A 5,974-nucleotide genomic window follows, 5' to 3' on the forward strand; every position below is an offset into this window, starting at 1 on the left:
ACCGCGGCCTGCAGTTCATGAACGCGTGTGGCGTCACCGATCCGAGCCTGCACCAGGCACAGATCTTTGCCAGCCACGAGGCCCTGGTTCTCGACTACGAGCGCGCGATGCTGCGTCTCGACAACGACAGCGATCACCCCAAGCTCTACGACCTGTCGGCTCACTTCCTCTGGATCGGTGACCGCACTCGTCAGCTCGACGGCGCGCACATCGCCTTCGCCGAGTTGGTGTCCAACCCGATCGGCCTCAAGATCGGCCCGAGCACGACGCCGGAAATGGCGGTGGAATACGTCGAGCGTCTCGACCCCACCAACAAGCCAGGTCGTCTGACTCTGATCTCGCGCATGGGCAACGGCAAGGTCCGCGACCTGCTGCCGGCGATCATCGAGAAGGTCCAAGCCACCGGTCACCAGGTCATCTGGCAGTGCGATCCGATGCACGGCAACACCCACGAAGCCTCCACCGGGTACAAGACGCGCCACTTCGACCGCATCGTCGACGAGGTTCAGGGATTCTTCGAGGTCCACAACGGTCTCGGCACGCATCCGGGTGGCATCCACGTCGAGCTGACCGGTGAGAACGTCACCGAGTGCCTCGGCGGCGCGCAGGACATCTCCGACCTCGATCTCGGCGGTCGCTACGAGACGGCGTGCGACCCCCGATTGAACACCCAACAGTCGTTGGAGCTCGCGTTCCTCGTGGCCGAGATGCTGCGAGGCTGAAACCTTGCTTCGCCGAAGCTGATTCGCGCCGGCATTGATTTTCGGCGAACGCCCTCACCCGCTCGCGCAGGTGGGGGCGTTCGCTATTGCGTGAATCGTGTGACGAATCGGCGCTGCCAGGGCATTTCGACGGCGCGAGGTGAGTAACGTGCGCGAACGTACGCGGTGGCGTCCTTACTGGGCACTCCGTCCATGACGGCAAGAGCGGCCAACGCTGTTCCGGTGCGGCCGTATCCACCACCGCACGCGATCTCGACTCTTTCGGTTTCCGAGCGCACCCACACTTCGTGCAAGGCCCTGCGCAGCGCATCGGGATCGCTCGGCAACCAGAAATCTCGCCAGCGGACCCACTCCGACTCCCATTCGGTGTCGGGAGGTTCTTTGCCGGTCAGATAGACGCCGAAGGTGGGGAGAGGTCCGGAAGGAAGTGGATTGCGGAGTCCTCGACCCCGAATCGATCTCCCCGACGGCAAATCGAGTATCCCAATGCTCTCGGGTTCCCACGTGGCCATGAATTCAGATTAGGCCGAAGCGGACTGTCAGGGAATTGCGACGACGCTGATGTCGGTGCCCTTGGCAACGAGGTCGTTCTTGACGCTCTGGCTGATGATGACCGAGCTGTCGTTCTGGGTGAGCTGACGCACGGTGATCTCGAGGCCGAGGCGGCCGAGTTCTTCGCGTGCTGAGGAGACGGAGCGGCCGATCAGCGAGGGAACCTTGACGGAATCGGAGATGAGGAGAACCACGGAGGTGCCGGCGTTGACGGAGGACCCGACTGCGGGATCGGTGCCGATCACGCTACCGCCCTCGACGGCGTCGTCGAACGTTGTTCTGGTGGTGCTGACTGAGATGCCTACCTTGTCGAGGGCGGCGCGCGCAGCGTTCTCGGACATGCCCTTCACATCGGGAATGTCCACGGGCGGTGACCCTTTGGATGTGATGACCTTGACCGAGGAGCCCACGGCAACTTCGGTTCCCGGTGCCGGGTCGAGCGCGGCCACGCCGCCGATCGGGATCTTGGAGCTGAATGTGTCCCCGCCGTCGACCGCGACGAGAGTGCGGTCGGCGAGTTGTGCGCCCAGGGCCGAGACGTCGCCGCCGGCCGGAATGGGCGGGACAGTCGGACGCCCGAGCGAAGTCAGTAACGCGACGGTCGAGCCTTTGGTAACCCTGGAGCCGGAGGCCGGGTCTGTCCCGATCACCGTGTCGATGGGTTGGGCGTCGGAGTACTGACCCTGGACGTCGGGGGAGAGCCCGGCGTCCTGCAGAGCGGTGACCGCAGTGTCCTTGGTCAGCCCGTCGATCGAGGGAACAGCTGTATAGCGGCCCGAGCCCATCCACCATCCGCCGAAGCCCAACGCGAGCGCGAGGACCGCGATGACGAGCAGCCAGATCAGGGTGGCTCGTCGCGATTTGCGTCGTGCCTCGACAAAATGAGCGTGCGGATCGTCGTGCCCCGGGTGGTCGTCGCCGAAATCGGAACCGTCGTCGAAATCCGAGTCGCCGTCGACCGTCGCCGGACGAGCAGTTTGTGCGGTGACCGCGCGAGTGTGCTGGATACCGCCAGGGGGAGGAGAGCCCGTGCCGAGCGCGGTGGTGGCTGCCACAGCCGGGGCCACGCCGGACGCCAATACCGTCGTGGCAGCAGGGTTCGGGCGCGCAGCAGAGTTCGGGTGTACCTCCGTGGGAGGCGCGGGCGCCGGTTGTGGCCGGGCCGGGGCAACTTGCGCGCTCTGGTGCTGGGCGCTTCGACGCGGAGCGGGAACGCGGTATGACGGAAGTTCCAGTTGCTCGCTCACACTGCGAAGTGCAGCTGCCATCTCACCGGCGTCGGCGAAACGATGTGCGGGCTCGCGGTGAGTGGCTTCGGCAACCAGACGATCGAACTGCGCCGGTACACCGGGGATACGTGAACCTGGGCGCGGGACATCGTCGTGGATGCGTTGGTAGGCGATGGAGAGTGACGTATCGCCGGTGAACGGTGTTGTACCGGTGAGAAGTTCGAACATCAACACGCCGGTCGAGTAGACGTCGCTTCGAGTGTCGGCAATTCCTGACGTCACCTGTTCCGGCGACAGATAGGCCGCGGTGCCGAGGATCACGCTGTTGGAGGTGGTGGTTGCTGCCGCAGCTGCACGCACCAATCCGAAGTCGGCGATCTTCACTTCGCCGGTGTCCGAGATCAAGATGTTCTCGGGTTTGACGTCACGGTGAACCAGTCCCGCTCGATGCGCCACCGCCAACGCGTCCAGGACAGGTGCCACGACTGCAGCGACTGCGTGTGGCGGCATCGGTCCGCGCTCACGAAGGAGTTCACGCAAGGTTCCACCGTCGACGAGTTCCATCACGAGGAACACGTGATTGCGATCGCTGCCTTGGTCGTAGACGGCCACAAGGGCCGGATGCTTGAGTCGGGCCACGGCCCGGGCCTCGAACTCGAAACGAGTCAGGAACGCTGGATCGCCGGCGAATTGCGGGTCCATCACCTTGATCGCGACAGGTCGATCCAACCGTGTATCGAGGCCTCGATACACGGTCGACATACCGCCGCGCGCGATCGGTGCGTCCACTCGATAGCGGCGCTCGAGCATTTCGCCGATCAACCCTCGACCTCCGTAATGACTGTTCCTCCGTGCTTGCGAACTGTCTGCTTGCGGTCTGGGTGGTAGCTGTCAGCATGTGGGTGGTTGTATACCGCGTACCGGTTCCCGCAGTGAGGGCACCGATTCACATCCACCGCGAAATCCCGGTTACTGATACGCCGCATCCCGTCCATCGTAGCCAGCGATACCGACGCGGAAGTCTCGACAACGTCACAGAGCGCTGTGACCTGAGCGGAGCGGCAGTTTCGAGCACTGCACCGGGCGGTACACAGCGGGTTCGCCGGACCGGATAAACTTCTCGCGGTGAGCGCGATTCCTTATTGTGATGATGTCCTGGATTCTTCGGTTTCCCTGTTCCAGCTTGTGGATGTGGCGAAGAACGTCGGGTTGCCGGTGAGCAAGGTTCACCAGTTGCTTCGCGATCACAAGATCATCGCAGTCAAGCGGCATGGCGTTCTCGGTGTCCCCGAAGTGTTCTTCGGCGAGGACGGCCAGATCGTCAAGTGGCTGCCCGGTCTGCTGGCGGTGCTGCACGACGGCGGTTACACCGACATCGAAATCCTCCGCTGGTTGTTCCTGGCCGACGATTCCCTGCCGGGGCGCCCGGTGGACGCACTGCATGGTGATCTCGCGCGTGAGGTCATCCGCCGCGCACAGGCCATGGCTTTCTGAGCTGCCGGCCTTCTGACAACTCACCGCATGCGGTTTTTCGCCGCGTAGGTTGCCGACCGGACCAGACCCGGCGCAGCGACTCGAAGTCGCGTGCGTCCGGGAACGGACACACGTCGATGCAGTATCCGGAAGTCGGCGCGCTCGACCTGGTCGAGAATTGCTCCGTACAACACGAAAGCCGTGCGGATCGACGGCTGGACCCGCCGATCGAGCATCGGGATGCCAGATTCGGCAGACCGATACCGCCCCCGCGTCACGGCAATGAAGTGCGCCAGCGCGCGCTTGACCCGAACGTCCACCGTTCCGGTTCTGCGCCCGTGCTCGAGCATCTCGATGTCGACCCCGAATGCGGCGAACTCGCCTGCCGGTAGATACAGACGTCCCCGGTCGAGGTCTTCACCGACGTCGCGGATGAAGTTGGTCAGCTGAAACGCCTCACCGAGATTCGACGCGGGCACTACCGCTTCCTGCTGCGGAACGCTCACTCCGAGAATCGGGAGCATCTGCAAACCGATGACGACGGCGGAGCCGTACATGTACTCGGCAAGCTCGTCCATCGTGTCGTAGACGGGTCGAAACTTCGCCGTGTCGGGGGCGTCCATCCGCATGGACTCGAAGAAGGCGTCGAAATATGCGCGCGGGATGTCGAACGTCTTCACAGCATCCGCGAAGGCCGGGAGTACGCGTGTCAGGTCGAGGGGAACCGTCGACGGAACGTCACCTGTCACAGTGGGGTTGTCGAGTGCGTTGACGGCTGCACGTTCGACGTCGGCGAGCACCGTGCCTCGTTCATGCGGACCCGAGGGTTCGTCCACGACGTCGTCGACGACACGAGCAAATGCGTAGAGCGCGTGAACTGCGCGGCGGCGAGGTTCGGGCAACAACCGGGTGGCCAGAAAGTACGTTCGGCCGTGTTCCCTCGTCACGTCCTCGCAGAATTCATAGGACGCAGGCAGTGCGTTCATGACACGCGGATCACGCAGATCCTGACGTCGAGGGCGCCGAGGCGGCTGACGTCATTTCGATCGGTTTCTCGTGTTTGCGTCCACGAAGTCGCAGTGGGTCTTCCGTCTGCAAGGACATCGCCGCGATCACGGCAGCGACGATGGCCAGAGCCACGTGCGGGAAGGTGTACAGGCCGATCGATCCGTCCGGCTGGAACACCAGCATCAGCCAGGTGGACAGCCCGGTCAGTACGGCGAGAGTCGTCGGCGACATTGCGAAACCGGCAGCTACTGCCAGCGGCCAGGAGTAGTACCAGGGGAGTGCTGCGGGGGACAGAACGACGATGGCGACCATCACGATCACGATGCCCATGACGGCGTCGCGCTCGGTCTTGCGGTAGCGCCACCACACGACGGCGATGATCGCGATCAACACAACCGCCGAGATGGTCCGGGAGACTTCGAGGATGTCGTTGAAATGGTCGCCGGCGAACCAGGAGGTTGCCATGGTTCCGATGTGCGCCACGATCGTGGGCAGCGAGAGCCAGTTGATGATCTTTGCCGAACCGGAGAGTGCCGTCGTCCAGCCGAGGCCGACTCCGGCGATCAGTGAGGTGGATCCGAGTACCGCCACGAACACCGCGAAACCTGCGCCGGCCGTTTTGACGAACGATCGGATCGGTGACGCCGGTTCTCGCCCGGCGGCTGCGGCGTCCTCCCGCTCGTGGATCATCCAGATCCAGACGATGAAGGGAAGTGCGACGCCTGCGGTTGCCTTGATCGCGACGGCGAGCGCGATCAGCCCGATCCCGAAGAGGTGCTTGCGTTCGAGAGCGAGCGCAATGCCTGCGGCCATGAGGCCGACCATGAGCATCTCGTTGTGAACGCCGCCGATCAGGTGGATCAGGACGAGGGGATTGAGTACTGCGAGCCACAGGGCGATCGAGGTGTTTCCGCCGAGCTTCGTCGCAAGATGGGGAACGGCCCACATCATCAGGGCGAGTCCGGGGAGCATCGTGATCCGCAACAGCAT

At 63.8% G+C, this 5,974-nt stretch carries 6 protein-coding genes; 2 read left to right on the plus strand and 4 right to left on the minus strand.

All coding sequences use genetic code 11. The annotated features are described in order from the left end of the window. The coding region (locus RWT78_RS27365) for a 3-deoxy-7-phosphoheptulonate synthase (RefSeq protein ID WP_314682261.1) at window positions 1-722 on the plus strand (722 nt) is incomplete at its 5' end. An 83-nt stretch (window positions 723-805) separates the two neighbouring features. On the opposite strand, the gene RWT78_RS27370 is transcribed toward RWT78_RS27365, so the two are convergent. After that, window positions 806-1,234, minus strand: a complete 429-nt coding sequence (locus RWT78_RS27370; RefSeq protein WP_003941706.1) for a protein-tyrosine phosphatase family protein — start codon at window positions 1,232-1,234, stop codon at window positions 806-808. Between the two features lie 27 nt (window positions 1,235-1,261). Beyond that, complete coding sequence (gene pknB, locus RWT78_RS27375; RefSeq protein ID WP_003941667.1) at window positions 1,262-3,325, minus strand: Stk1 family PASTA domain-containing Ser/Thr kinase; 2,064 nt, start codon at window positions 3,323-3,325, stop codon at window positions 1,262-1,264. Window positions 3,326-3,628: 303 nt separating this feature from the next. Between pknB and RWT78_RS27380 the strand changes: the two genes are divergently transcribed. Next, the gene (locus RWT78_RS27380; RefSeq protein WP_020969869.1) at window positions 3,629-3,997 is read left to right on the plus strand and encodes an Rv2175c family DNA-binding protein; all 369 of its coding nucleotides are present in this window, start codon (window positions 3,629-3,631) and stop codon (window positions 3,995-3,997) included. A 20-nt stretch (window positions 3,998-4,017) separates the two neighbouring features. On the opposite strand, the gene RWT78_RS27385 is transcribed toward RWT78_RS27380, so the two are convergent. After that, complete coding sequence (locus RWT78_RS27385) at window positions 4,018-4,962, minus strand: phytoene/squalene synthase family protein (RefSeq protein WP_314682268.1); 945 nt, start codon at window positions 4,960-4,962, stop codon at window positions 4,018-4,020. Window positions 4,963-4,972: 10 nt separating this feature from the next. Beyond that, on the minus strand, window positions 4,973-5,974 hold a 1,002-nt coding region (gene mptB, locus RWT78_RS27390; protein ID WP_314682271.1), incomplete at its 5' end, for a polyprenol phosphomannose-dependent alpha 1,6 mannosyltransferase MptB.

Source organism: uncultured Rhodococcus sp., assembly GCF_963525155.1.
Classification (GTDB): domain Bacteria; phylum Actinomycetota; class Actinomycetes; order Mycobacteriales; family Mycobacteriaceae; genus Rhodococcus_F; species Rhodococcus_F qingshengii.